The organism is Sphingobacterium sp. xlx-130 (genome assembly GCF_011007405.1).
Classification (GTDB): domain Bacteria; phylum Bacteroidota; class Bacteroidia; order Sphingobacteriales; family Sphingobacteriaceae; genus Sphingobacterium; species Sphingobacterium luzhongxinii.
Genome location: NZ_WFKN01000006.1, coordinates 276,291 through 300,730, shown reverse-complemented (window position 1 = coordinate 300,730; position 24,440 = coordinate 276,291). Strand labels below are relative to the sequence as shown.

The window sequence follows — 24,440 nt, the reverse complement described above, 5'->3', positions numbered from 1 at the left end:
GCATAGTATACAGGAGCTAACGCGATCATTCTTAATAGATATATTGAAAAAATATAAACGTCTGAATAACATTTTTTAATAACATCTTATTTAAGTAAAATTAAAAAATAGTTACAGCAGTCTTGTCTCGTATTTATTTATTATTACGTTATAATTATTAGATTTGAGCAATATTGAACGTGTTAAGTGTTGTAGAAAATAATAAGATGGACCAAATGGTTTTGGATTTCCAAGCCGGTAAGCCTGAGGCATACCAGGCTGTGTTCCATCTTTTCTACCAGCCGTTATGTTTATTTCTCACCAAAATGGGATTAGATAGTTTCGTTGTCGAAGAGATTGTTCACGATAATTTCCTAAAGCTTTGGAACAAAAGTGGCGATTTTTTTGAACTTGGCAGTCTTCGGTCGTTCCTCTACGTTAGCTGTAAAAATGCTGCGCTTAATTTATTGGATAAAGAGAAGCGGCTACGTGTCAAGGAAGAAAGCTATAAGTATAGCCAAGAGTGGGTTGATCTTCCGGTCACCCAGCAAATTATTTACACAGAGACTATACAAGAGTTGCATGCTGCCATTGACAGACTTCCAGATCAATGTCAAAAGGTTATACACTTGTTGTTTGTGGAAGGGTATACACCTCAAGAAGTCGCGGATCAATTGGAGGTTAGCACGAGTACAGTGTACAATCAGAAAATGCGTGGTGTTCAGTTACTTCGGAGTATCTTAAACAAAGATCAATTGTTTGTTTTTATGCTTCTTTTTGCAGATGTAATTCATTCGTCTGTAAAATAAAGCTGTTGATCACTAGTGTTTTATGTTTTTCTTTAGAGAATCTTTAGAGATTTTAATCCCTCTTTCTGTTATATAGTTGATTATGGATAGATACTCTCATCATATTGCCCAGATTTTAGTGACAGCTCATTTTTCGGAGTGGACTGCGCAAGAAAAAGCATTAATAAGAGATTGGTTGTCCGAGGATGAGCGGAATCAAGAGGTATTAGACGCTGTCTTACGCAAAGAGGATGTGTCAAAGGATCTAAAATTGCTACAATCTTTCGACACAGCGCATGCTTGGGACAAGCATAAGGCCTTGATAGCTATAGGTTCGCATCCAGAAATCAGAAGTAACACATATAATAAAAAGTTCATCTTCTATTTAGCGGCATCTATAGCTGTAGTGGTAGGCATGGTGTTTTTTAGCATTCAAAAAAGAGTTACAGATCAAGAACATTCTATGACTTCTATTCACCCTGGAGCGAATCAAGCTACATTAAAACTAGCGGATGGTACAGTTGTTCCTTTAAGCACCGGAGAGGATGGCGTTTTGATGGACAATGGACTTACTTATGAAGACGGTGTCAAGGTTGCTGGTGTTGAAAACATTAATTTTTCTTCCTTTGAGATAACTACTCCACGGGGTGGACAGTATCGGATGACCCTACCCGATGGCAGCAAGGTATGGCTTAATGCGGATACCAGATTAGCTTATCGGGAAGATACCTACGAAAGAGTTGTTGATATGGATGGAGAAGCCTATTTCGAAGTAAAGCGAAAATTGAAAAGTGACAAAAATCCAAATGGTGAATTAAAGCCGTTTTACGTAAAGACCAGCAAACAAGAAATCGCCGTATTGGGAACTCATTTTAATGTTAAGTCTTACAAAGAAGATGCGAAAAGCTATACCACGTTGGTTGAAGGGGCTGTCCGTGTACGTACGGATAAAAAAGAGCTTATGTTGATCCCCGGAGAACAGGGAGTAGTTCAGAATAATTCCTTAGATAAAACTCCTGTAGATGTATCTACTGTTTTGGCATGGAAGGAAGGGAGTTTTGTTTTCAATTCGGAGCGTTTGGATGAAATTCTGAAACAAGTGGGGCGTTGGTACGATGTTGACTTTATCATTGAAGATAATAAGTTGAAAGGAGAAAGGTTTGAAGCGATGGTACCACGTTTTGGGCAGTTGGAAGAGCTCCTTGATCTTTTGCGTAAGACTGGTAAGATTAAATTTAAATATGATGACAGAAAGGTGTATGTAAGCGAAAAATAAAAATAAATGGAAGGGTAGAAGCGATTGCGGCGCCTCTACCCGAAGGCCTAAAACTGTAATACAACAATTTTTTTTAAAAACCTAATCAAATGTATGAAAATTATGGACAAGATAACCGTGTCTCGACAGGTTATTTTGCTGGATTAAAACGATTTGTCTGCTATCAACTGATAAGGGGTAGTAGGACATGGAGGAGACAAATTATGCGTGTGTCATTGACTTCTATTTTTATGACTTTCTGTATGATGCAGCTATCTGCTAGTGGCATCGCACAGCAAGTGACACTGAAAGCCAAGTCAACATCTGTTCGTCAGGTCTTTATGGCGATCAACAAACAGACAGGCTACCATTATGTATGGTCTGCCCGTGATGTGGATCCGAATACCAAAATTTCGGTCGATATCGTACAAAAGCCACTAGATCAGGCTTTGGTTTCTATTTTGAACAATTTGGATTTAGGTTATGAAATCGATAATAAAACTATCGTAATCAAAGAGAAATCCAGAGTGATTTCGAGTAATACCGCAAATCGTGTTACGGCTTTGGACGATGTCCAACAAAAGCAGGTATCCGGACGAATTGTAGATGCGCAGGGCAAACCAGTCCGCGGTGTCAGTATCCGTGTGAAAGGAACAGAATTGGGTACTGTGACCGATGAAAAAGGTTATTTTAAGTTTACGCAGACGGTTGACGCGGGTCAAAAGTTAGAGTGTTCTTGTTTAGGCTATAAACCTATGGAGTTAACAGCATCTACCAATATGGGGACGATTGTGCTGCAGAATTTGAGTGCTGAGGTCGAGGCCGTAGATGTCGTTGTCAATACGGGGTACCAAAAAATCAGTAAAGAACGCGCTGCAGGTTCATTTTCTCAGGTTACGGCCAAAGATATGGAGGGCAGGTTGCAGACCAGCTTTTTGGAAAGAGCGGAAGGTTTATTGCCAGGGATGAGCCTCAATTTGAATACTTCATTACTTAATCCTCAGAATAAAAATAATTCCGTAGGGATTGAAGTTCGTGGAAGAGCGACACTTAACGCGGAAGCAGCTCCCTTGATTGTTGTTGACGGCATGCCTTATCAAGGAGATCTGACGGCGCTAAACCCAAACGATATCGAAACGATGACTGTATTAAAAGATGCTTCGGCAGCCTCTATCTACGGAGTACGTTCTTCCAATGGGGTTATTGTCATTACGACAAAAATGGGGAAAGAAGGGCCTGCTAGGATCGATTATGCTAACACGTTATCTTTTAAAGGATTGCCTAGTAAAAAGTACCAGAACCAAATGAGTTCGGCAGAACTCGTAGATTTCCAAAGGCAAATGTTTGGGTACAATTCGACGAACTATTCGTCGATACAAAAAGAGAGATATATGAACGATGTATACCTGATATTGCACGAGCATAAGGCAGGTATGCTATCTGATGAAGAATTGGAGAGTAAGCTAGATGTGTACCGTAATAGAAGCCGCTGGAATCATATGGATGAGTTTTTGAACGGTACCATAATGGACCAACAGCACAATCTATCCCTTTCAGGTGGTACTGATCGTTATAAATACAGCTATTCGTTAAACTATACGCAGCCTGGTGATTATAACAAAGGACGTCCAGTGAATAAGGGGGTCGGTTTTAATGTCAAAAATAATGTAAAACTGACCGATTGGATGAATGTGAACCTAAATGTATTGGGTAAAAATCAGAAACAAAATGGTGATATCGGTTTCAATTATTATGACAACTATGTAGGTGGTAGAGCATCTTATTTTATGCTTCGCAATGCGGATGGCTCGCCAACACATTGGTACGGTGATAAGTCACAGTTTGAAATAGACCGGCTAAATAGTCTGGGACTAGAGGATGAGAGTTATATGCCTATTGAACATGTTAATAAAACCCATGTCAATTTCTTTAACAAATACCTCAATATCAACGTCGGGGCAAACTTTAAGTTAATGAAAGGCTTAACTTTTGACTTGATGTACCAGACAGAGCGCACAGAAGGTTACAACGCTACTACCTACGCGAAAGACAACAATACGGTTACTAGGCAAATTAATGATGCTACGCAGATTGATAAAGATGGAATTATTAAGCGTAACGTGCCACAAGGTGCGCAGTTGTCAGAGCGTCGCAATGACATTAATTCGTATACCTTACGTGGACAGTTGAATTACGAAAATACCTTTGGAGATAAGCACGACATCAATGTGATAGCCGGTGCAGAGCGACGTCAGATTAATAGTCGCTTTACCGATCTCTACAAATACGGCTATGACCCGAGTTCTTTAGTGTACAAAGGTATTAACGAGGACTTATTTGGAGTCAATTTAAAAAATACAGAGTCTTTGTTCGGAAATTACACACTAGAGAAAAAGGAAAAAGGTTTCGAGGATCTCTTGGATCGTTTTGTTTCGTTCTATGCTAACGGGTCTTATACCTACAATCGTAATTTAACCTTGTCAGCTAGTATACGAATGGATCAATCCAACCTCTTTGGTACGGATGTCAAGAGTCAATATAAACCATTATGGTCAGTTGGGGCTTTATATAAATTACCTACGTTCGAGCAAGATTGGCTGGACCGCTTGGCAGTACGTATGACTTATGGTGTAAATGGTAACGTACCTAAAGGTAATGGCCCATATCTCATATCTCAGGTCAATTCACGATTGAATTACTTTACAGGAGAAATGCAGGCTACTATTACATCTCCACCCAACCCTTATTTACGGTGGGAGCGTACAGATATTTTCAATTTTGGTATAGATGTTTCAGTATTTAATCGATTGACAGCCTCAGTAGATATCTATAACAAAAGTACAGCTGATTTGTTAGGACCTACAGCAGTAGACCCTACTTTAGGATGGTCTGTCGTGAACATGAATTACGGTAATATGCGCAACCGCGGGATCGAGGTAGCCTTGAATGCAAAAGTAATACAGTATGATAATTTTAGATGGAATTCTACATTCAATTTTAGCTACAATCAAAATGAAATAACAAATCTTTATACCCAGCAGAGTACGCCTTACAGCTACTATAATACCGTACAGGAGCGTGTAGGTAAGCCAATAGGTAGTTTGTACAGTATTGATTATGAAGGTCTTGATGCTACTGGAGCGCCGCAAGCCCGTAAGGCGGATGGCACACTAGTCAAGACAACACAGCAGTTGAGTGTGGATGATTTGATTTACAATGGTACGACTATTCCTCCGTATAGTGTAGCTTTCCGAAATGGTTTTGACTATAAAGATTTCTCTTTAAACTTTATGTTTGTTTTCAATGGCGGTCATGTGATGCGTTCGGTACGACCAGAGCCTTTGACGAAGTACCCGATGTTAAATTATACCGCCAACTTTGATAGGCTTTGGTTGAACTACTGGAGAAACCCTGGTGACGAAGTGGATGCCGATATCGCTCCGCGTTACATGGCTGGTGCTTCTAACACGGTAACAGATATTTACTCTGCAGGCGATCGATTTGTGGAACGTGCAGACTATATTAAGTTACGTGATATCTCGTTAAGCTATAATTTACCGGCCAAGTTAGTAGAAAAAACACCATTGCGTTATGTTCGTGTTACTGGTCAAGTAATGAATGCGTGGCGTTGGGCAGCTAATAAGCACAATATCGATCCAGAAGTATGGTTCGGTTATGGAAGCACTCCTAGCAATCTTCGCCTTCCGGAGGGATACCGCCCGCCAAGTTCTCCCTCAAGAGGTGTTTTGGCTCCAATAACTTACAGTTTCGGTGTATCGGTTGGTTTATAATTCATTTAATTATCAAAAAACATGAAGAAAGTATTTTCTATAGCTTTAATAGCTTCTATATTCCTTTCAAGTTGTAACTCTTATCTGGACGTGAAGCCTAAAGGGTTTACGATACCAGAATTGCTCAATGACTATCAGTTACTTTTGAATGATCAAGGTCTGATACGTGCCTCGCCAGTATTTTCTAACTACATAACAGACAACATTTTGTCAGGCACTAGGGTCGACGTGAATAGAGGAGCAAGCTTTGACTATTATTCGACATTCCAAAAGCGTTTGTACACTTTTGAACATGGTCCGATATTCGAAGATGGGCAGTATGAGATTTATTGGGAAACTGCATATTCTCATATTTTTACGTTCAATGTAATTATAAATAACGTACTAGCTGCCAAGGATGGTAAGGAGTCCGAAAAGAAACGAGTGTGGGCAGAAGCGAAAGTAGGTAGAGCTTTTGAGTATTTATCTTTAGTCAATATCTATAGCAAGCATTATGATACAGCTACAGCAGATACGGATTTAGGTGTACCTTTGGTACTTACTGAAGATATTACAAAGAGCTATGAGCGTGTATCAGTAGCAAAGATTTACGAATTGGTACGACGTGATTTAGAAGACGCTTTACCTCACCTTGCAACCCATTCAAATAACAAGTACCAAGCCCTAAAGTCTGTTGGATATGGGTTTCTAAGTAGAATGGCTCTATATCAGGGGGATTTTAAAGCGGCCTTGGAAAATGCCAGCGAAGCACTGAAGCTGAACGATTATTTGGAAGATTATAATCTGTATACGACCAAGGAAAAGTCTACTTGGGGAAGGGTACATCTAAAAACAGATGTAGACGAAGAATTTCCAGAAATCAGAGATAATAATGAGGTTCTTTGGGGACGAATGGGGACAGCATCAAACGGATCATTAAATACAGAGGTCTATGCTTCAAATGACTTGATAGATACTTACAAGCGTAACTTGGATGCAGATGCTAAGGACATGCGGTACGAATTATTCTTCTGTCGTGACAGTGCTTCCTTTGGAGCAAATGTAATCCGCTTTCCTGGTCGGGTGCTGTGGGCCCCATGGATAGATTTCAACACTGGGTTCGGAACACCTGAGCTGTACCTGATCGCAGCGGAAGCAGAAGCTCGTATTGGCTCTACAGCAGAAGCATTGCGTTTGATTAACACGTTAAGAGATAAACGTATTGAAAACAATAAGCATATTACCGGTTTGAACAAAGCCCAGACTTTACAGCTAGTTTTGGACGAACGTAATAGGGAAATGCCATTAATCGCGAGTACGCGATTGATTGATTTAAAGCGCTTACACAAGACAGGCGACTTAACCAAGGACATAGTCCATTATGTAGAAGGAAAGGAATTCCGGATGTCATCAGGTGATGCACGAATGATCCTTCCTGTTGCCCCAAAGGCATTGGATATTAACCCCACCATGCCGCAATACGAAAGATAAATCCAAAGGCGTATTACTTTGCAGATCGAGCAACGGTAATGCGCCTTTAAATATTTTAGAAAGCAAATTAATACCTATGAACCGTATTATATTTAGTTTAGTTTTCTTTGTGGCTTGTACATTTGTACAGGCCCAAGAAGCTATCCATTTTAAGAAAATAAGCCTTTCTGAGGCTAAAGCACAAGCGAAGGCAAGTGGCAAGTTGATATTTGTCGATGGTTATACCTCTTGGTGTGCACCCTGCAAATGGATGGAAGGCAATGTCTTCAATCAGGTCGATGCGGCAAAGTTTTACAATGACAATTTTATCAATATCAAATTTGACTGTGAGGTAGGAGAGGGGATTGATGTGGCCAAGCAGTACAATATCCGTAGTTTTCCGACTTATCTATTTTTGGATACGGAAGGCGAGTTAATGTATCGCTCGCAGTCCCGAATGGAAATGCAGGAATTTATCGCCGAGGGCAAGCGTGCGTTAGATCCTAACTTTCAGATTCCGACTATTCGTGCCCGTTATAAGGCTGGTGAGCGAAGCCCGAACTTTTTAGCCGCTTATATTACTACTATGACCAAGGTGGATCCCGTTTCGACAGAGGAAGCTAAAAGTGCTTTGGATGGAATTGCCGATCCTTCATTCTTAAAGTCAGAAGCAGGCTGGAGCATCATTGAGCTATTTGGTCAGAGTCCAAAGGATAAGTATGGCAAATTCTTTATGGACAACCGTCCATATTTCAAAGGCATACTTTCTGCGGAGGTATTTGAGAAAAAAGAAGCTCATCTGATGAAATATGCGATGTATGATTATATCCGTACTAAGGATGAAGCACAGTTTAAAGAAGGTCTAGCTTATTTTTCAAGTAAAACGGACGAAGCAAGTCAAGTCGATGCAGCGATGTTTAAGGTTGAATGGATAGCAGCTCATGGCACTGATAAGGAATTTATCGATTACACAAATCACTTGCGCAAAGGTCTGTTTAAGCAGGAAGACGAGCGGTTAAGTTTTATCGCTCGACGCTATTCGGGCAAGTATGGAACAAGTAAAGAGCCTTCTGCAAAAGTACTGAAGCAATCTTATGTATTGGCAAAGCAAGCCGTAGCTCTAAATGAGAATTCTTATTCCAATCAAGGTACTTTTGCAGAGATCTGTATCACCTTGAAAAAGAAAAAAGAAGCTGTAAAAGCAGCTGAAGCGGCACGCGCTTTGGCAGAGCTAGAGACCTCTAAAATTGTAAAGATAGCTGATGCGCTTTTAGCTAGAGCACAGGCATTGTAACGTATATGAAAAAGATGAAAGCAATGAAAAATATCCTTTGGACTCTATTGTTGGGCGGCATAGCCATAGGGCAGATACAAGCGCAAGAATTTGATTTCACGATTAAGTTAAAACCAGGTAAAGACGTACCGAAAACGGCAAAGGTATTCGTTCGTTACTTTGTTGATAGACAATTGGTCTTGGATTCGGTGGTGTTCAATGGTAAAGCACAGCGGTATACCAACAAGTTGAACGAAGCAACGCTAGTGAATCTCTACTATTCTCCGGAGGGCGATTCTTTTTTCAGTCGCAACAGGGCCAAAAGATTAGACAAAGTAGATCTATATGTCGATAAAGGAACCACCACAATAAGTTTTGGAAAGGAGATTGCTCAGGCGCAGATTAAAGGATCTACAATTCAGACCGCATTTGCACATTACAGGAGTTTTATGCAGCCAATAGATGTTCAGATAGATAAACTGATGGCACAAAGATCTACACTCTTTGGAATGAAGGAAGAGGGAAAAGTAGAGCTTGAAAACGTGAATCTAGCTTTAGCGCAGATCGAAGAAGAAAAAGCAAAGGCCAAAGAAGTGTATATCAAACAAAACCCCAATTCTTATTTTAGCCTTCTTGCGCTGAAAGAATTAGCTGGGTATGATATTGATACCGACTTTATAGAGCCTTTGTTTTTAAGCTTGTCTCCTCAGTTGCAGGCAGGTCAAGAAGGGCAATTACTTGCCTCAGAAATTGCTATCGCTAAGCTCGTAGGCGTGGGCAAACAAGCCCCCTTATTCAGTCAACCCGATACGAAAGGCAATATCGTGAAGTTGGAGGATTTTAAAGGTCAGTATGTATTGGTCGATTTTTGGGCCTCTTGGTGTGGCCCTTGCCGGGCAGACAACCCTAATCTGGTAAAAGCATACCATGCATTTAAGGATAAAAATTTCACTATCCTGGGAGTATCACTGGATAAGGAAGGCAAGAAGCAGGATTGGCTCAATGCGATCGAGAAAGACGGTTTACCTTGGCAGCAGGTCAGTGATCTTACGGGCTGGAAGTCGGAGGTGGCTGCGTTGTATGGTATCAAGGCAATCCCACAGAATTTTCTCATAGACCCCAATGGAAAGATTGTCGCCAAGAATCTCCACGGTAATAGTCTAGAAAATAAGCTTAAGGAATTGTTGTAGTACAGACTACTATTCCATTTGGGGACTCAACACGAGTCCCCATTTTTATTAGACCGAAATACCGAAGTCCTCAAGTATTTTTAATAGTTAACTTCACCTTCCTCAAATTCAATTTTATTGGCGCCTAAGATTCTGGTTCGTGTGAGTGATTTAACCGGTACACCTAATTCAAGTAGAAGTTTATGACCCCGCTGAACTAATTTTTCAATGATAATGTCCATTCCCAGCAAATGAGCACCGGTCTTTTGCACTAGATCATATATCCCCATTGCTGCGCTGTAATTAGCCAAAAAGTCATCGATAAATACCACCAAGTCTACACTCAAAGCTTCAAATAGCTTTTATAGGTACAATACCTTAGGATAACAAATCACGTCTAAATTGTTTGTTATCTTGAGTTTTCAAGAATAAAAACATATATTTGACAAAAATAGAAAAACATAATAAAATGTCTTTTCTTTCCGTATAAATACCATATCGCAATTTTGTTTCTCCTACCCGAGAGAAGCCTTGTACAGCTAGCAAGTGGCAGTACATAGATTGGATATGGGAAAAATTAAGTTTCAGTTTTTTACTTTTTTACAAGCGACAATATTGTTTCATCGGTATATTTTAGCCGATGGATACACTATTTACATTATTCTTTTGAAATGAATATTTATCCGGAAAACTTCGAACAAAAAATAGATTTCGATACCATTAGACAGTACCTCAAAGACTACTGTTTAAGCCCATTGGGCATGGAGAAAGTAGATTCCATGACCTTTGCCACAGATTTTAAAGAGATTTCTAACGCACTGATATGCACCAGTGAATTATTAGAGATTATCGCTAGCAAGGAGAGCTTCCCTGCAGATTTCTTTCTAGATATTCGCGTGTCATTGCGGCAGATTGAGAAAGACAGTACCGCTTGGCTATCCGAAAAAGAAATCCCTCTTTTGGCAGACTCGTTAGAGACTATAATACAGATAGTAGATTTCTTAAATAAAGAAGACAATGAAGAAAGAGGATTAAAATACCCTACACTCAACAAGCTATCAAAGTTGATCAAGACGTTTCCTGCTGTAGTGCAAAAAGCTAATTTTATCTTAGATAAATCCAATCAGATAAAAGATAACGCCTCCAAAAGGCTATCAACTATCCGCAAAGGTAAGGTAGAAGCAGAAAAAGATATCATAAAAGCTATGGCTACTGCATTAAGGCAAGCCCAGACACAGGGAATTGTAGACCGCGACGTTCAGGCTGATTTCCGTGGGGGGCATTACCTTATCCCAGTTACTGCAACAAACAAAAAGAAGATTAAAGGTATCGTCCGCGACAGTTCAGGAAGTGGTCGCACATTTTTTATCGAACCGGAAGCGGTTGTTCAAGCATCGATTCGACTCCGAGAGTTAGAAAATGAGGAACGACGTGAAGTCTTACACATATTGACCGAATTTGCCAATTTCATACGACCGGATATCACAGATATTTTGAATTCCTATGACTTTATGGCGATGATTGATTTCATTCGTGCCAAAGCGTTGTTTGCAAGCAGAATCAAAGCAACAATGCCCCTGATCGAAAACAAACAACAGGTTGATTGGTCAAGAGCAATTCATCCTTTATTAGAGATCACCCTACGTCAACAGAATATGCAGACCCATCCGTTGGATATACGACTTACGCGTGAAGATAGGATTTTGGTAGTCTCTGGAGTGAATGCTGGCGGAAAATCACTCTGTCTGAAGACCGTAGCGTTGTTACAGTACATGCTCCAATGTGGCTTATTGATTCCCGTAGACCCTAGGTCCAAAGCAGGGGTATTCCAACACCTTTTCATGGATATAGGCGACGGACAAAGTGTAGTGAACAGTTTAAGCACATATACCTCACATTTACGTAATATGAAGTTTTTTGTTGAAAATCATAACGATAAAACACTGATGCTCATCGATGAATTTGGGGGAGGTACCGAGCCACAGATAGGTGGGGCTATAGCCGAAACATTACTCGATCGTTTCAATAGTAAAAAAAGCTTTGGTTTGATCACCACCCATTTCCAAAACCTCAAACACTTTGCTTACAGGACCGCAGGTATTGTTAATGGTGCGATGCTGTACGATTCGGAAAATAACCGACCGATGTACAAGTTATCGATCGGCACACCGGGTAGTTCATTTGCGATCGAGGTAGCTAGACGGATCGGCTTGGAAGAGACTATTATCGTTGACGCTTCCAACAAAATAGGAAAAGAGTTTGTCAATATGGACGAATTTTTACAAGCCATATCACAGGATAAGTTATACTGGGAGAGTAAGCGGAAAGAGTTAACAGCAGATAAATCCTACAAAGAATCAATTGCTTCACCAACCCTCCTTCCGCTAGCACAAGTAGATTCACCCAAGCACGCGAATGTCACTTTAAGTGTAGGAGACAAAGTATGTATGGTAGATCAGACGGCGATAGGGGTCATCTTAGATATATCAGGACGTCGTGCTACAGTCGCTTTCGGTACGTTGGAAACGAAAATAGCATTGGATAGATTACAGACTGTCCGCTAGCAGTACAATTTAGGCTGTGCAGATAGGATCTGCACAGCTTTTCGTTATTAGCTCTTGTATATATAAGTAAATTAATCCAAGAGATATTTTAGTCTTTCCAAAATAAGGCGATTATCTATTTAACATAATTATATTTATTGTGTTACTTTTCATTTTTCTTACTTATAGTAAGATACCTTCGTGCCTATATTCCAACTTTCATAGTAGTACAATAGGGGATAATGCTTATATTAGTGCAGATTGATTATCATAACAGTAAGGATTATGAATATAAAAATACTGACAATGTTTATTTTAGCCGTAGCACCCATTTTTGTTATTGCTCAATCTCCCCGCAAGAAACCTAATATAGTTTATATTATGAGCGATGACCACGGCTATCAGGCAGTAAGTGCGTACGGCTATGGGCTCAATCATACGCCACATATTGATAGATTAGCTGACGAGGGAGCATTGTTTACACGGGCTACAGTTACCAATTCATTATGTGCTCCCAGTCGAGCAGTATTATTGACCGGAAAACACAGTTATATAAATGGCAAAATTGACAACGAAGCCACCTTCAATTGGAATCAGGATAATTTTGCTAAGATATTGAAAAAGAATGGTTACCAAACAGCACTTATAGGAAAGATTCATATGGATGGACTACCGCAGGGGTTTGATTATTCCGCTGTACTTATCGATCAGGGCGAGTACTACAATCCTAATTTCATCGTCAACGGGAAGAAGCAACAGATTACAGGGTATGTTACGGATCTAACCACGGATATGACCTTAGATTGGATCGCTAAGAGGGATACAGCTAAACCATTTTGTGTATTATATCATCAAAAGGCACCCCATCGCGAATGGCTGCCCGCCTTGCGGCACATCCAAGAATATACATCTCGAACCTATAAAGAGCCTGCCACATTGTTTGACAATTACGAAGGGAGAGGAACTGCGGCCAAAACTGCAGAGATGAATATCCTTAAACATATGAATTGGGCTGGCGACAATAAGATTCCACCTGCAATGATGGATGAATTGGGGATCAGTGAGTACCTTTCTTGGGACAAAGCTGCATTTAACAATAATCTGGGACGTATGACACCCGACGAACGTGCGAAATGGGATGCCGTATACAACCCGATTATGGCCGAATTCAGAACGAATTACAGACAGATGTCGGATAGCAGCCTAATGCGTTGGCGTTATCAGCGTTATATGCAGGACTATTTGGGTACAGTAGCTGCAGTCGATGATGGGGTAGGACGTCTTTTAGATTTCTTAAAGGAAAACGGCTTGGACGAGAATACTATTGTGGTCTATACTTCAGATCAGGGATTCTATTTGGGAGAGCACGGTTGGTACGACAAGCGTTTTATGTATGAAGAATCCTTACGCACACCGCTGATCATTCGCTATCCAGCCGAAATCAAAGCTGGACAATCTTCAGATGCATTGGTGCAAAATCTAGACTTTGCACCAACGTTGTTAGATTATGCTGGTGTACAGGCGCCTGACGATATGCAAGGAGAGTCATTTCGCGGCCTCCTTAATGGCAACACCGAGAGCTGGCGCGATGTCATTTATTACACCTATTACGAGTATCCCTCCATACACACCGTAAAGCGGCATTACGGTATACGCACGCAGCAATACAAATTGATACATTTTTATTATGATGTAGACGAATGGGAACTTTATGATTTAGAAAAAGATCCTCAGGAATTAAACAATGTATACGATCACCCGGATTATGTCCAAATACGTCAAAGAATGCATCAGAAGCTAGAAGAAACTCGATTGAAGTATAAAGATTCAACCACAAACGACAAACAGTTTTTACCAGTTTCTAAACCATAAAATTAACGGTCGTTTTAGGTATATTTAAGATCGGTATCCAATTGACGTCCATCCTTTAATGCCTGTTTGTCCATTTGTGTGCCTACTATCGCTCCGATAGCCAATCCTATGGGCAAACCAACCCCCAATAACCCCATATTATCAACAACTAGGCCCAATGCGACACCAAAAGGTAGCCCAAAAGCTGACATACCCAAGGGTATCCATAAATTTCGATAGTAATTTTTAGGTACGAGTTTGTGTTCCTTTTCTAGAAATTTCGTCATCTGAGCTTGCCTTTTTAGCAGTTGCTTTTTTAAACTCTTATCCGAAGAAGGAATAGTGTTAAGCTCTTCAACACGTTGATTAATAAATTCAACGGTTGTTTCAGGCAGATTTTTCTTATTTAGTTCGTAGATTAATTTCTCGAATAGACCAAATGCTTCGTGGAGCTTAGGTGTAATCTGTAGATCGTCTCTTTTCTTTGGTTCGATAATTTTCATTGTAATTTAGGATTTATCAAACCTACGTAAATTCAGTATTATACACAATACAATTGCGTTGAGATAATAAACAATTTTTTTAAACTCCTATTGCCCATTCGTCCCGTTTTATAGATTAGACCTCCATTCATAAAAATTCCAGTCTCACATAATCTAAAAACATATGGAGACTGGAGTTTGATTTGTGGTTAAGGACTGCGCCAGATTACTTGTGAACAGGCATTTTACTGTTCAAAAATTCCCACTCTCGGATATGTGCATTCTGATGTTCGTTACGTACGATTTCATCAAGTTTTCTCAGCACTTCAGGATGTTCAAGTGCTACGTCATTTTGTTCTTTCGGATCCAGCTTAAGGTCAAACAATGACCAATTAGCCTTCGGGTTGGCTTTTACGTCAGTTTTGACCCCTTTCCAATCGCCCAATCTAATAGCCAGTTGACCTCCTTTTTCAGGGTATTCAAAAAAGATAAATTCTCGGACAGACTGGTTCTTCGATTGCCCCATCAGCGTCGGCAAGAACGAAATACCATCCGTAGTTGGTACTTTTGCTCCCGTTAATTCTGCAAGAGTAGCCATAAGATCATACTGTGCACTAGGAAGGTCAGATTTAGTATCCGAAGGAATATGCTTAGGCCAGCGGGCGATAAACGGCACGCGGATTCCTCCTTCGTATACATCCATTTTTAACCCTCTCAGACCACCAGTACTATTAAACAGTTCCGCATTTACACCACCGTTAAAAGTAGGCCCATTATCGCTGGAAAACATGATGATGGTATTGTCATCTAGCCCCAGTTCTTTGATGTTAGATAGTATTATTCCCACCTGCTCATCCAGATAACTGATCATAGCAGCATACGTTGCTAAGGGGTACTTTTGTGGGTTGTAGCCCTGCCCACCCAGATACGGCTTCTCGTTTTCAAAATACGAATTATAATAAGCTATCCACCGATCAGGAGCCTGCAATGCCACATGAGGTAAGGTGTAAGGTAGGTATAGAAAGAATGGCTCGCTGTTATTAGATTTTATAAATGACACCGCTTTTTCTGTCATTTTATCGACTGCATTCTCGTTGCCCTCAAAACGCTTAAAATTCGCATCAGTAGCTTCAGCTTCTGATAATTGGACATGAATAAAAGTCTCTTTATTTTTCAGAATATCCCTTTTACCATTTTCCCACAAATGCGTAGGGTAGTAGTTGTGTGCCTGCTTTTGATCCAAATATCCGTAAGCATAGTCAAAACCCTGTTTATTAGGATCTCCACTCGTAAAGTGCATCCCAAGACCCCATTTTCCGATGACACCAGTCCTATAACCTTTATCCTTTAGCATACGGGCTATTGTGAATGTACCTTCCGGTAGTGGCATTTGACCTCCTTCATCGCGGTCACTGAATCCCCCCATTTCATAGTTCCCACGAATATAGCTATGCCCACCATGCCTTCCGGTGAGCAACATTGCTCTAGCAGGTGCACAGACAGGAGTAGAGGTATAGTGCTGTGTAAACAGCATACCCTCTTTTGCCATCCGGTCGAGATTTGGCGTTTTTATTATCTTTTGGCCATATGCTCCCAGCTCACCGTATCCAAGATCATCCGCATAGATATAAATAATATTAGGCCGATTTTGACCAAAAACATCAGCTAAAGAAAGTAAGGATATTCCGAGTACTAGCGTAATTTTACTTATCATGATTATTTTTCTTTGATACCGATTGGACGTCTTTTATTTCCTTCACGGCCAGTTAAGTAATCACCAAGATCCATTCTGGTTTTTTCCGCGATTTACAAGAGTTGTGTTCCACTTTCGGGGTAAGTTCTTCTATCTTAAGTGACCCGCACCAATAGTTAATTCAACCGCTTCTCTTGACACAAGTAAGAATAAACGATTCGGTTTATCCTTTATTTCGAAAGCTGATTAATTGGAGTTAGTAAAACCTTACGAAACTCAACTTCAGCTCCCTCAGCTTGAAGGGCAATCTGTCCACTATTTGCAGTACAGTCGTAACCTTCGTTCACGAGGTCACCATTTAACCACACTTTTATGATCCGGTCCAAGCATTCAATCTTCATGTTGTTCCATTCTCCGAGCGGCTTCTCCGAGTGATCGGTAAGATTCAATATTCTACGTTTTTTCCCTTCTGTAATCCCCCATGTAGCTTCCTCACCGCGTCGTTCCACCATATTGGGGACATTAACATCCTCTACAATACACCAAAAATCTCCCGCATTTTCATACATCATCTGTATCTCCATGGATTTTGGAAACATTCCGTAGAGCGCGCGCGGAGTAGAAGCGTGTACCAATACCCCACAGTTTCCAGGCTCGCCCGCAAAGCGATACTCTACAGTCAGGCTATAATTCTTATACGAGTTATCTGTTATGATATGACCATTTGGGGTACCCATACTTACCAACTTACCATCCCTGACAAGGAAAGGACTTTTCAAGGCCGTATTTTTGTCCATGTCCGGAACATCGATGTGCCACCCCGTTAAGTCTTTGCCATTGAACAGACTTTTTGTTTGGGCAAAAGAAGAAAATGAAACCGTTAAGCTGATTGCAAGGAAAAAAGATGAAGAACAAAAGTTCATAGATAAACTAGGTTTAAGTTATTATCGTTGCAGCAAACATACATAATAATTTTCTTTTACCTAAATTTGCTTGGTTCAGAATCTTATTTAATATTGTTCGTCTTCTACAAGGAAACCCATACCTTGGTTAGATGGGTTTAAAATAAAGAAAGCTACCGATGACAGGTAGCTTTCTAAATACACGCACTAACTAATAATTTAGTAATTCATATTTATTTCTAGCAAAGCTAGGTAAACTATTCAAGAGTGTATTACGGGTTCCCGTAATAGGCAATTTATTTTCCAGTTATTGATGAGTTTCTGGTACAGCAGGGCGACGTATCTCGATCGAATCATCCATTACTATCACTACATTTCCTTTTTTCCTCCCGTCATCGACATATCTGTGTGCAGATACGATTTCTTTGAACGCGTACATTTTGTCAATAACAGCCTTGCATTTTCTTTTCTCAAATAGTTCTTTTATAAGCTGGAGATGACCAACCGTTTCAGTTGCGATATCAAAACCATTTACGCTTAGAAAAGTCCCATTAGGGTTTAGTAATTTTTTGCACTCCCCAAAGCTCACTTTACCTACGGCATCAAAAATGAAATCGAACCTTTTTTGGCATGTAGAAAAATCCTCACGGTCGTATAAAATAACGCTTTTAACATGTAAACTTTCCATTAGCGCCTTTCCAGCACTACCGCATACTACTGTAAGGTCCGCATCCAGATGTTGCGCCAATTGTACAGCAGCGACACCTACCGAACCCGTCGATCCATAAACAAGAATAGCAGGTTTTTTACACTTTTTGATCCGTGACTTTTCAAAGAAGTATAGCGCTGTATGCCATCCAAAAGGCAGGGCAGCCGCTTCTTCAAAAGTGGCATTGGCAGGCATTATATCAACAACACTTTTATCTTTTACGCTGACATACTCCGCGTAAGTACCAAACTTAAAACCAGTGATTCCGAAAACACGATCCCCTTTTTTAAAACGATTCGTATTTTTTCCCGTTTGTTCAATTACCCCCGCGTATACGGTTCCCAATATAGGTTTCCGAGGTTTGGAAAAGCCTAAAGCCAATCTCATGATCAATTGGAGCAAGACGTTTCCTACCAGTCCGCGAATCTTAACATCACCCGAATTGACAGAGGTTGCCATAACTCTGACTAGAACCTCATTATCTCTACAAAGAGGTTTATCTACCTGCACAATCTGCAACACCTCCGGAGGGCCATATTGCCGGCATACTACGGCTTTCATCTTTTGCATATATAAATAATATAAAATTGCTCACCGAAAAGAGTCCTGCTTCTTGAAAAAAGAATCAAATACTATTTAAGGTTTTTTACAATATTACGAATCGGGCAATGGGCAATGCGTTCACTAAAGTTAAGAAATGACAGAAGTATCATTTTTTCTAGCTTCATAGCGATCTACTTAGATATGCTGATACAATTCATAGGCAGCTTCTTGGCCCGTGTTGAGCTCCCGGTATCAAAAGGTCAAGACTATTTTTGATCAAAGAATATATCGTCCTTTAAAAGTAAGATTTTGAAGTTATCCAATTCAATCCCGGTTTTGTTTGTTAATCCCTCTGAAAAAAACGATAAGCATCTGTTTGTTAGATTTTTGATAAAATATCACAACCTTTCAGCAAGTCAGCCCTGCTAGGAGTAACACATAACGAGTTAAAAAATAACCTATCTCATTTTTTATATGGTTTTTGCTTTTTTTAATAACTTTATATGCACTAAATAATAGCATATGAACTTCTTGAAAGTAAAAACCACCTGGTCAAACAGCGAGTTTATCCCTTTTAAACTCTGTATCGCAAGTATCTATATTATTTTGGGAAGCTACTTCCATTATTTTTTTTTAAACTATTACATCCCACTTTTTATTATCTTCGGTATTACCGTCATATGGACAGTGGTTTTATGGCTCAAGAAAATGAGAGCAGGAGCACAGAAGAGCTAAAGCCCCGAAAAAGAAATTCTTTTCAGGGCTTCTTTTCCCATTAAACATTTACGCCAAAAAAATAACCTACCAAAGCGGTAAGTACCATCGCGATCGTCCCCCAAAGGGTAATTCTAATCGTCGCTTTTACAATACTTGAACCGCCTACACGGGCAGCAAATGCACCTAATATGGCTAGAAATACAATAGCGAAAACATAGAGTATATACTCCATATTATTTACCGGAACCAATAAGGTTATAGCAAGTGGCAGAACACCACCGGCTGTAAATGCTGCTCCAGAGGCCAAGGCAGCCTGTATGGGGTTCGCCTGGGTGATTTCATTCATACCAAGTTCATCCCTAAGATGCGCTTCAAGCGCATTATGTTCAGTCAATTCTATTGCGACAAGTTGGGCTGTTTCCTTTTTAAGGCCACGCTTTTCATAGATCTCTGCCAATCTCTGCAACTCAACTTCCGGCATTTCATCCAGCTCCTGTTGTTCTCTTGCTATATCAGCTTTCTCTAAGTCAGTCTGAGAGCTTACCGATACATATTCGCCTGCCGCCATAGACAAAGCTCCAGCAACAAGGCCCGCAAGTGCGGCAAGGATAATTGGCTCTCTGCTGTTGCTGGCCGTTGCCACGCCGATTGCAATACTAGCGACAGACAGTATGCCGTCATTAGCTCCCAATACGGCTGCGCGCAGCCAGTTGCTTTTGTGCATATAATGGTTGTCCAAATAATTGTCTAGCGAGCTTGATTGTTTATTCGTTGCCATTTGAGTTTGATTTAATTTCTTGCTTGACCAGGTTCACCCAAGCTTCGATTTCCTTTCTATCGTTGTTGGACAATTTAGCATTTCCGTGAATCAGTGTATAGGAATTTAGAGGCATTTCCCCCTTGCTAACAGTTTCCGCGACTTCATCCAGTTTATGTAACATTTTGTCTGAAGAATAAGCGTTAAACTCGTCAAAATTAAGGTGTTTTTTACCGTCGTTGATGTGGCTGGCCAACCACCATTTTACCGGCTGTATATTATTATACCAAGGATAGACAGTGTTATTTGAATGACAGTCATAACAACTCGTTTTTAAAAGACCCAGGACTTTAGGGGGCACAGTGTAATGCTTTTCAATCGCATTTTCTGAAGGAACAGAACTGCTGTTTTTTTTCGTTCCCCAAAATTGGATAACGATAAGTAGAGCTATTGTGGCTAACGCGATTTTTTTAAAAAGTGATTTTCTCATAATGGTTTGTCAAAGATTTATTTAAAGTTAATATTTATGGAGAAAATATCGGATACCATACCGACCGATTTTGTATAATGACCATATCGCAGCTCTAGCATACTTATCCGCCTAACCCCAAAAAGCCCGTTTTGCAAGTTGTATCGGATACCTGCACCAAAAAAATCACTCTTGAATTCCGAGAGATCATAATTATTGGTATAAAATACATTCGAAGCGGTATGCTGCTGGTAAGGAGCAAAATATTTTGCTGCCGTCTGCCGGTAAAAGCGGTAGAAAGGGCTTACCGAGACAAATGGGGATAGTTTGATAGGCGTTTCGAGGCTAATGGTATGCGATTTTATCCCCCAATCATCCGTATAGTAGCGGTAGTAGCTCCGTAAAATAAATTTATCCCCTAGAAAATAGTTAGCGCGAATTCCCAAAGGGATTTTAAAACGTTTGTCCGGCAGGGCTTCCTGATGTACAGTTCCGTCCGTGAAGTATACCCGGTGAAAGGGAAGGCTCAGATAGCCATTCTGCTGAACCAGATCTGCTAGCAATTCCATCTGAAAGTTGTGATTGATGATCTGCGAGTACGCCAATGAAAGCGCAAACGTATTTCTTCCACTACTGCCATACCGATCGTGCTCGCTTTCCGTATCCCCAGGTATATAATTCGGCCGCAGTTCGATCGGTGCGATCAATAAAACTCGATCGATGTACGTCTGAAACTTTGCTGTAAATTCTCCCATCCTGTTGGCCGTTTTTTGCGCCAGGCCCACATTGGCCCCTATGGACTGATAATCAAATTCGCCGGAATAGGAGAGCCCCCCCATCAAGGTGCTGCCTTTTTTTTCATTTTCGCGTGTCCAACCGATAGACGGATAAAATCGAGTATCAGCATAAGAAGCCGAAGAATTAGCCTTCAGGTCGATCCTGTCTGAAGAGGCAGAAGTATAGTGGTCGACCCCTATATCTACCATAAATCTATTTTTTCTATTTTTCTTATCGTATTTAACGAGTGTAATGTCAATAACATTAGAGATATCCATCAATCTTTCCGAACCGATACCACCCGTTACAGCAGAGTTGTTGCCGTTCTGTTGGTAGTAACTGGATACCAGATTGATCTCATCAACCTTTAATTTCCTGGATACATGGCTTGTATCAGTAGGAGCTGTCTGTGCGTATGTGTGCAGCAGAGTGACAATGCCCGCTGCTGTTAAAAATATCCTTTTCATTACGTTTCCGGTTTAGTTAATTACAGCCACAGCCACCACCCGATTTTCCGGCATTTGCTCCCGAAGCTCCTTCGCGGTAAGACTGGAAATTTAGTTCCGTTTTTTCAATCGTTCTATTGTGTAGCACCATTTCCCCGTCGTTCAGTTTATTCTTCTGGTATTCCTTTACCGATGTACAAGAGGAAACAAAGAAAATTGCTGCAAAAGCAAGTACTATTCCCCATATTCTATCTACTGCAGTTTTCATTTCAAATTAATTTTTTTTGATGTATATATGCTGTTATTATCATCAATGATGATACATTCTACCTGAGCGATCTGGTTAATAAGATCCATCGCTGCATCAATGCCCATAATGGCTACCGGAGTAGTCATTGCATCAGCAATTTCCGCATTCGGGCAAATAATGGTGACACTTTTGATGCCGGATACCGGCACCCCGGTTTTGGGGTCGATCGTGTGCGAATAGCGTTTTCCACCGATCAGGACATACTTTTCATAATTGCCCGAAGTGGCAATCGCCATATCGCTCATGCTGAGGTACGAAAAAGGCAGATTTGCACAGTCTGGATTAGCGATACCGATCGTCCATGGTTTGCCATCTGCCTGGCACCCCCATACAGTAAGGTCGCCTGAAGCATTCACAACACCAGATCGTACTCCACGTTGTTGCAATAGTCTTTTCCCCATTTCGGCAGCATAGCCTTTTCCGATTCCTCCAAAGCCAATACGCATTCCTTTTTCCTTCAGAAATACGGTCTTTTTTTTCGGATCCAACACGATGTTTCTGTAATTGACGAGTTTTAGGTTTTCTTTGATAACCGCGGGATCAGGAAGCGCATTCATTTCTTTGTCAAAGTTCCATAGTCGTTTGTCTATCCCCCCATAAGAAATATCAAAATAACCATCTGTAATCTGGCTGATACGTAGGCTACGATCAATAAGGTTGTATACCTCCGCATCCACGACGACAGGCCGTAAGCCGGCATCACGATTTATCATACTGGTTTGGCTGTCCTCCTTATACGTGGACAGCAATTGTTCGATCCGCTGGATTTCGGCAATCGTGGCATCAATATGTTCAGATGCACACTTTTCACTTGTATCGACAACGGTGATCTCAAAGCTATTGCCCATCAGCTTTTGCGATCTGCGAAATTCCGTTAACATCGTCATTGTCCTTTATTGTACAAACGCTGTATCTGACTGGCGAAGGCTTCCGCATTTTCAGCCGGCAGGCCTTCCCAGGTCTTTATGATTTTGCCATCGGCATCCAACACGAGCGTATACGGAAATATACCTTTAGGGTTATAAAGGTCTGCCAGTTCGGCATTTTCCTTTTTAATGGCCTCTAGGGGTTGGTTTTTCTTACTCCGGGGGAAATCAACATTGAGATAAATAGCCGTATTTCCCGAGATCAATTTTTGGAATACGTCCGTTTCAATAATATTCTTATGGAATTTAATGCAGGGTATGCACCAGTCAGAGCCTGAAAAATTGAGAACGATCAATTCCCTTTTTTCAGCAGCTTCTTTTTTTGCCTTTTCAAAGCGTGTCTGTGAGTAGGCCAGGTTTGACAATATCGCCAAAACAGTAGCTACAAAAATAGTTTTCATATGTTTTAATTCTTTAAGTCCTCATTTTATTTATCACAGCAGTTATTCCTCATCTGCTGCATTTTTCAATTTCATCAATAAGGTATAGGCATTCTTTACCACGATAGCTTTACCTGCCAGCTCACTACTGTTCAGTATCTGTATATAACCGTTTTCCTGTGTACCCGTAGTTACCGGCAATAGGGTATATTGTTGTCTTCCAGTTTGCGCAAATACATAACTTTGACCTTCAAAATCCACAATACTTTCTTCGGGCAAAGCCTGCGAGAAGAGGGACTCAAGTTCTATGATTGCATTCATGTACATGCCGGGCAACAATCCTTTTACATCCTGACCAAAGCGGCAGCGTACTTCAGTTGTACCATCCGTCCCGATATCCTTGCCGATCAGACTGATTTCTGCTGGCACTTTTTTATCAGGATCGTTATTCGTGAAGGCTGTCACCTGTAGTCCGTTCATCAAAAAAGTAATATCTTTTTCATATACCTTCAAGCTCAGGTATATAGCGTTAGGGTCGATCAGTTCAAACAATACTTCCGAAGGAGATACATACCTTCCCTTATTAACGTTTACCTTGCTTACGAAACCCGTGATCGCACTGTATATATAGATCCCCTTGGCTATGGAACCCGTTGTCAGCCTATCGGGGTCGATATTAACGAGATGCAGCTGCTGAGCCAATGCATCGAGCTTTATCTGCTGATCGCTCATTTCGGCCTGAGCCTCCTGCATCACTTTATCACTCGCAGCCCTGTTCAGGTTCAGTTCCTTCTGACGGTCATAATCCAACCGGGCAAAGTGTAGTTTTGATTTTGCCTGAAGATAATCCTGTTGCAGTCGAATATATTGCGGGTCTTCCAGTTCGGCAATTACTTCGCCTTTTTTTACCTGCATTCCCGGTAGCAACTTTGTGTTTTTTAGATAGCCGCCCAGCGGCACGCTTACCGAAATCAAACTTTGCGGCGGTATGTCAACCTTGCCGTTCAGCTTTAATTGAGAAGCGATCTTCCTGTCGGATAGCATGGTGGTGGTTATCGGCGCATTTTTTAACTGTGCATCGGTAAGAATTACCACATTATTTTCATCTGCGGTAGTGGTTTTCTCTGTATCTGCAGTTTTATTTTTGCATTGGGAAAATACCAGAACACTTAGCAGCAATAGCTGCCTTATCGTGGTTAGTGTTTTAATATTTAGTGCTGATAAAAACATA

The 24,440-nt window shown here is 40.7% G+C and carries 20 protein-coding genes; 8 read left to right on the top strand and 12 right to left on the bottom strand.

What is annotated here, in order from left to right; genetic code table 11:
• Positions 1-206: 206 nt before the first annotated feature.
• The 6 genes from G7B18_RS12715 (at position 207) to G7B18_RS19125 (ending at position 9,725) form a co-directional block, all read left to right on the top strand.
• Positions 207-788, top strand: a complete 582-nt coding sequence (locus G7B18_RS12715; protein ID WP_164112143.1) for an RNA polymerase sigma factor — start codon at positions 207-209, stop codon at positions 786-788.
• Positions 789-870: 82 nt separating this feature from the next.
• Entirely contained in the window at positions 871-2,043 is a 1,173-nt protein-coding gene (locus tag G7B18_RS12710) for a FecR family protein (protein ID WP_164112144.1), read from the top strand.
• A gap of 89 nt (positions 2,044-2,132) precedes the next feature.
• Entirely contained in the window at positions 2,133-5,813 is a 3,681-nt protein-coding gene (locus tag G7B18_RS12705) for a SusC/RagA family TonB-linked outer membrane protein (RefSeq protein ID WP_164112145.1), read from the top strand.
• Between the two features lie 21 nt (positions 5,814-5,834).
• Positions 5,835-7,283 carry a RagB/SusD family nutrient uptake outer membrane protein gene (locus tag G7B18_RS12700; RefSeq protein WP_164112146.1) on the top strand — a complete coding sequence of 483 codons (1,449 nt, stop codon included), beginning with the start codon at positions 5,835-5,837 and terminating at the stop codon, positions 7,281-7,283.
• Positions 7,284-7,359: 76 nt separating this feature from the next.
• Complete coding sequence (locus G7B18_RS12695) at positions 7,360-8,556, top strand: thioredoxin family protein (RefSeq protein WP_164122863.1); 1,197 nt, start codon at positions 7,360-7,362, stop codon at positions 8,554-8,556.
• Between the two features lie 23 nt (positions 8,557-8,579).
• Positions 8,580-9,725, top strand: coding sequence for a TlpA disulfide reductase family protein (locus tag G7B18_RS19125; protein ID WP_164112148.1), 1,146 nt, complete (start codon positions 8,580-8,582; stop codon positions 9,723-9,725).
• A gap of 80 nt (positions 9,726-9,805) precedes the next feature.
• Here the strand turns inward: G7B18_RS19125 and G7B18_RS12685 are convergent, their stop codons facing one another.
• Complete coding sequence (locus G7B18_RS12685) at positions 9,806-10,051, bottom strand: hypothetical protein (protein ID WP_164122859.1); 246 nt, start codon at positions 10,049-10,051, stop codon at positions 9,806-9,808.
• A 324-nt stretch (positions 10,052-10,375) separates the two neighbouring features.
• Here G7B18_RS12685 and G7B18_RS12680 point away from each other — a divergent pair, with 324 nt between their 5' ends.
• Positions 10,376-12,268, top strand: coding sequence for an endonuclease MutS2 (locus G7B18_RS12680; RefSeq protein WP_164122857.1), 1,893 nt, complete (start codon positions 10,376-10,378; stop codon positions 12,266-12,268).
• A 264-nt stretch (positions 12,269-12,532) separates the two neighbouring features.
• Positions 12,533-14,119 carry a sulfatase gene (locus G7B18_RS12675; RefSeq protein ID WP_164122855.1) on the top strand — a complete coding sequence of 529 codons (1,587 nt, stop codon included), beginning with the start codon at positions 12,533-12,535 and terminating at the stop codon, positions 14,117-14,119.
• A 14-nt stretch (positions 14,120-14,133) separates the two neighbouring features.
• Here G7B18_RS12675 and G7B18_RS12670 read toward each other — a convergent pair whose 3' ends face one another.
• From G7B18_RS12670 to G7B18_RS12620, 11 genes are all read right to left on the bottom strand, one after another.
• A complete protein-coding gene (locus tag G7B18_RS12670; protein ID WP_205600238.1) occupies positions 14,134-14,601 on the bottom strand; it encodes a hypothetical protein in 468 nt (155 codons plus the stop codon).
• Positions 14,602-14,806: 205 nt separating this feature from the next.
• Positions 14,807-16,294, bottom strand: a complete 1,488-nt coding sequence (locus G7B18_RS12665; RefSeq protein ID WP_164122853.1) for an arylsulfatase — start codon at positions 16,292-16,294, stop codon at positions 14,807-14,809.
• Positions 16,295-16,503: 209 nt separating this feature from the next.
• On the bottom strand, positions 16,504-17,196 hold the full coding sequence (locus G7B18_RS12660) for a DUF1080 domain-containing protein (RefSeq protein WP_164122851.1): 693 nt from the start codon (positions 17,194-17,196) through the stop codon (positions 16,504-16,506).
• A 286-nt stretch (positions 17,197-17,482) separates the two neighbouring features.
• Positions 17,483-18,454, bottom strand: coding sequence for an NAD(P)-dependent alcohol dehydrogenase (locus tag G7B18_RS12655; RefSeq protein ID WP_205600343.1), 972 nt, complete (start codon positions 18,452-18,454; stop codon positions 17,483-17,485).
• Positions 18,455-19,202: 748 nt separating this feature from the next.
• The gene (locus tag G7B18_RS12650; RefSeq protein ID WP_164112154.1) at positions 19,203-19,922 is read right to left on the bottom strand and encodes a VIT family protein; all 720 of its coding nucleotides are present in this window, start codon (positions 19,920-19,922) and stop codon (positions 19,203-19,205) included.
• Positions 19,909-20,391 carry a heme-binding domain-containing protein gene (locus G7B18_RS12645; protein ID WP_164112155.1) on the bottom strand — a complete coding sequence of 161 codons (483 nt, stop codon included), beginning with the start codon at positions 20,389-20,391 and terminating at the stop codon, positions 19,909-19,911. Before G7B18_RS12645 ends, G7B18_RS12650 begins: the two co-directional genes overlap by 14 nt.
• Positions 20,392-20,408: 17 nt before the next feature.
• Complete coding sequence (locus tag G7B18_RS12640; RefSeq protein WP_164122849.1) at positions 20,409-21,614, bottom strand: DUF3570 domain-containing protein; 1,206 nt, start codon at positions 21,612-21,614, stop codon at positions 20,409-20,411.
• A gap of 16 nt (positions 21,615-21,630) precedes the next feature.
• Positions 21,631-21,861 (bottom strand): DUF4266 domain-containing protein, encoded by a 231-nt coding sequence (locus tag G7B18_RS12635; protein ID WP_164112157.1) that lies wholly within the window; start codon positions 21,859-21,861, stop codon positions 21,631-21,633.
• Complete coding sequence (locus tag G7B18_RS12630; protein WP_164112158.1) at positions 21,858-22,784, bottom strand: FAD:protein FMN transferase; 927 nt, start codon at positions 22,782-22,784, stop codon at positions 21,858-21,860. Before G7B18_RS12630 ends, G7B18_RS12635 begins: the two co-directional genes overlap by 4 nt.
• 2 nt (positions 22,785-22,786) lie before the next feature.
• Complete coding sequence (locus tag G7B18_RS12625; RefSeq protein WP_164112159.1) at positions 22,787-23,230, bottom strand: thioredoxin family protein; 444 nt, start codon at positions 23,228-23,230, stop codon at positions 22,787-22,789.
• A 42-nt stretch (positions 23,231-23,272) separates the two neighbouring features.
• Positions 23,273-24,439, bottom strand: coding sequence for an efflux RND transporter periplasmic adaptor subunit (locus G7B18_RS12620; RefSeq protein ID WP_164122847.1), 1,167 nt, complete (start codon positions 24,437-24,439; stop codon positions 23,273-23,275).
• Between the last annotated feature and the right edge of the window lies 1 nt (position 24,440).